Source organism: Paratractidigestivibacter sp. (assembly GCF_052362415.1).
In the GTDB taxonomy this organism is placed as follows: Bacteria; Actinomycetota; Coriobacteriia; order Coriobacteriales; family Atopobiaceae; genus Paratractidigestivibacter.
Genome location: NZ_DAWEMK010000002.1, coordinates 16,650 through 19,213, shown reverse-complemented (window position 1 = coordinate 19,213; position 2,564 = coordinate 16,650). Strand labels below are relative to the sequence as shown.

Annotated in this window: 2 protein-coding genes and 1 pseudogene; 2 read left to right on the top strand and 1 reads right to left on the bottom strand. The window is 67.2% G+C overall.

The annotated features are described in order from the left end of the window. On the bottom strand, nucleotides 1–901 hold a 901-nt coding region (locus tag ACT84W_RS00440; protein WP_444327843.1), incomplete at its 3' end, for a LysR family transcriptional regulator. Between the two features lie 141 nt (nucleotides 902–1,042). Between ACT84W_RS00440 and leuC the strand changes: the two genes are divergently transcribed. After that, nucleotides 1,043–2,308: a 3-isopropylmalate dehydratase large subunit gene (leuC, locus tag ACT84W_RS00435; protein WP_432291179.1), complete on the top strand. Its 1,266-nt coding sequence runs from the start codon at nucleotides 1,043–1,045 to the stop codon at nucleotides 2,306–2,308. 26 nt (nucleotides 2,309–2,334) lie between these two features. Beyond that, nucleotides 2,335–2,564 (top strand): annotated as a pseudogene (leuD, locus tag ACT84W_RS00430) (3-isopropylmalate dehydratase small subunit); the annotation flags it as partial.

Here is a 2,564-nt window from a genome sequence, read left to right as displayed (position 1 = left end):
GGTTCGCCGCGATCACGCGCTCGAGCTCGGCGATATAGCGCTCGACGAGCTTGGTCGCGCGCCGCTCCTCGTGCATGATGTAGCCCACGTGCATCGTGGGGGCGTCCTCCAAGGGAATGCTCACGATGCCCGACTGCATCTCGCTCGTGAGGACCCCCGTGGAGAGCGTGTAGCCGTTGTAGCTCGTCAGCAGGTTCGAGAGCGTCGCGCGGTCCGTGTAGCGGATGTTCTTCGAGCACGGCACATAGGCCAGCGGCTCCTCGCTGTAATGGAACGAGTTGACGGTGCCCTGCTCGAAGCTGTAGCGCGCGTAGGGGGCGAGCTCGTCCAGGCGCACGGACGGCCTGCCCGCGAGGGGGTGCCCCGTCCCGACAAACACGTGCACGTCTGCGGAAAAGAGGGGCGTGAACGCCACGCGCGCGTCGGCCATGGCACGCCTGAGCACGCGCTCGTTGAAGTCGTCGAGGTAGAGGATGCCGACCTCGCTTCTGAACTGGCTCACGTCCTCGATGATCTGGGCCGTCGTGGTCTCGCGCAGCACGAACTCGAACTCGCTGCCCTGGAAGCTCTCGACGACGTTGACGAAGGCGGCGAGGCTGAAGGCGTAGTGCTGGGTCGAGACCGCCAAACGGGCGCTCGGGGCCGCCTTCTCGCGGAAGCGCGCGGTAAGGAGGTCCGCCTGCTCGACGACCTGCCGGGCGTAGCCGAGCAGCTCGGTGCCGTCGTTGGTCAGCGTGACGCCGCGGTTGCTGCGGGTGAAGATTTCGATCCCGAGCTCGCGCTCGAGCTCGCTCACGGCGGCCGACACGTTCGACTGCGAGGTGTAGAGGTCGCCCGCGGCGGCGTTGATGGAGCCGCACTCGGCGACGGCGATGAGGTAACGGAGCTGTTGGAGCGTCATGTCTGTCCTTCTTTGCTGCGCGTGATGAGCGTCATCAATTGTAGGGGAGCGCTCACGGGCGCACGGCGCGTCTTGGTATTATTGGAATGTTGAGTTTACTGGGGGGCGGCCGGAGGCGGCCCTCTTTGGAGAGGAGTTCACATGGCACGTCCCATGACCATGGCCGAGAAGATCCTGGCCGCCCACGCGGGCCTCGACGAGGTCGTCCCCGGGCAGCTTGTCGAGTGCGACCTCGACCTCGTGCTCGCCAACGACATCACGGCGCCCATCGCCATCAAGACCGTGCGCGAGATCGGCGCCGGGGTCTTCGACCGCGACCGCATCTGCCTGGTGCCCGACCATTACAGCCCCAATAAGGACATCAAGAGCGCCGAGCAGACCAAGGTCACCCGCGACTTCGCCCACGAGCACCACATCACGAACTACTTCGAGCAGGGATGCATGGGCATCGAGCACGCGCTCCTCCCCGAGCAGGGCGTTGTCGTCCCCGGCGACCTCATGATCGGCGCGGACTCCCACACCTGCACCTACGGAGGCATCGGCGCGTTCTCCACGGGCGTGGGCTCCACGGACGCCGGTGTGGGCATGGCCACCGGCCGCGCCTGGTTCAAGGTGCCCGAGACCATCCGCTTCGTCATCGACGGCGAGCTGCCCGAGGGGGCTTCCGCCAAGGACATCATCCTGCACATCATCGGTATGATCGGCGTCGACGGCGCGCTCTACTGCGCCATGGAGTTCGCGGGCTCGACCATCGAGGCGCTCTCGGTCGAGGGCCGGCTGACCATCGCGAACATGGCCATCGAGGCCGGCGGCAAGGCGGGCCTCTTTGAGGTCGACGAGAAGTGCCGCGAGTACGTCGAGCGCCGCGCCAAGCGCCCGATCCGCGAGTTCCACCCGGACGCCGACGCCCAGTATAAGCAGGTCATCCACATCGACGCCGCCGACATCGTGCCGTGCGTCTCGTGGCCGCACCTGCCCTCCAACACCCACCCCGTGGCCGAGAGCCGCGAGGTCAAGATCGACCAGGCCGTCATCGGCTCCTGCACGAACGGCCGCATCGAGGACATGCGCGCCGCCGCCGAGGTCCTGCGCGGCCGCACGGTCGACCCGAACGTCCGCTGCATCGTGATCCCCGCCACCCAGGGCGTCTGGCTGCAGTGCGTGCACGAGGGCCTCATGGACGTCTTCATCAACGCCCACTGCGTCGTCTCCACGCCGACCTGTGGGCCGTGCCTGGGCGGCTACATGGGAATCCTCGCCGCGGGCGAGAAGTGCGTGAGCTCCACGAACCGCAACTTCGTCGGCCGCATGGGCGACCCGACCTCCGAGGTCTACCTGGCGAGCCCCGCCGTCTGCGCCGCCTCGGCCGTTGTCGGCCACATCGCGCTGCCCTCCGACCTCGACTAGCCGACCGGGACAAGAAAGGAATCCGCATGCAGTTCAAGGGAACCGTTTTCCGCTACGGCCGCGACATCGACACCGACGTCATCATCCCGGCCCGCTACCTCAACACCTCCGACCCCGCCGAGCTCGCCAAGCACTGCCTTGAGGACCTCGACACCACCTTCGTCGACCGCGTGAAGCCCGGCGACATCATCGTCGCCGACGAGAACTTCGGCTGCGGCTCCTCGCGCGAGCACGCCCCGGTGGCCATCAAGGCCGC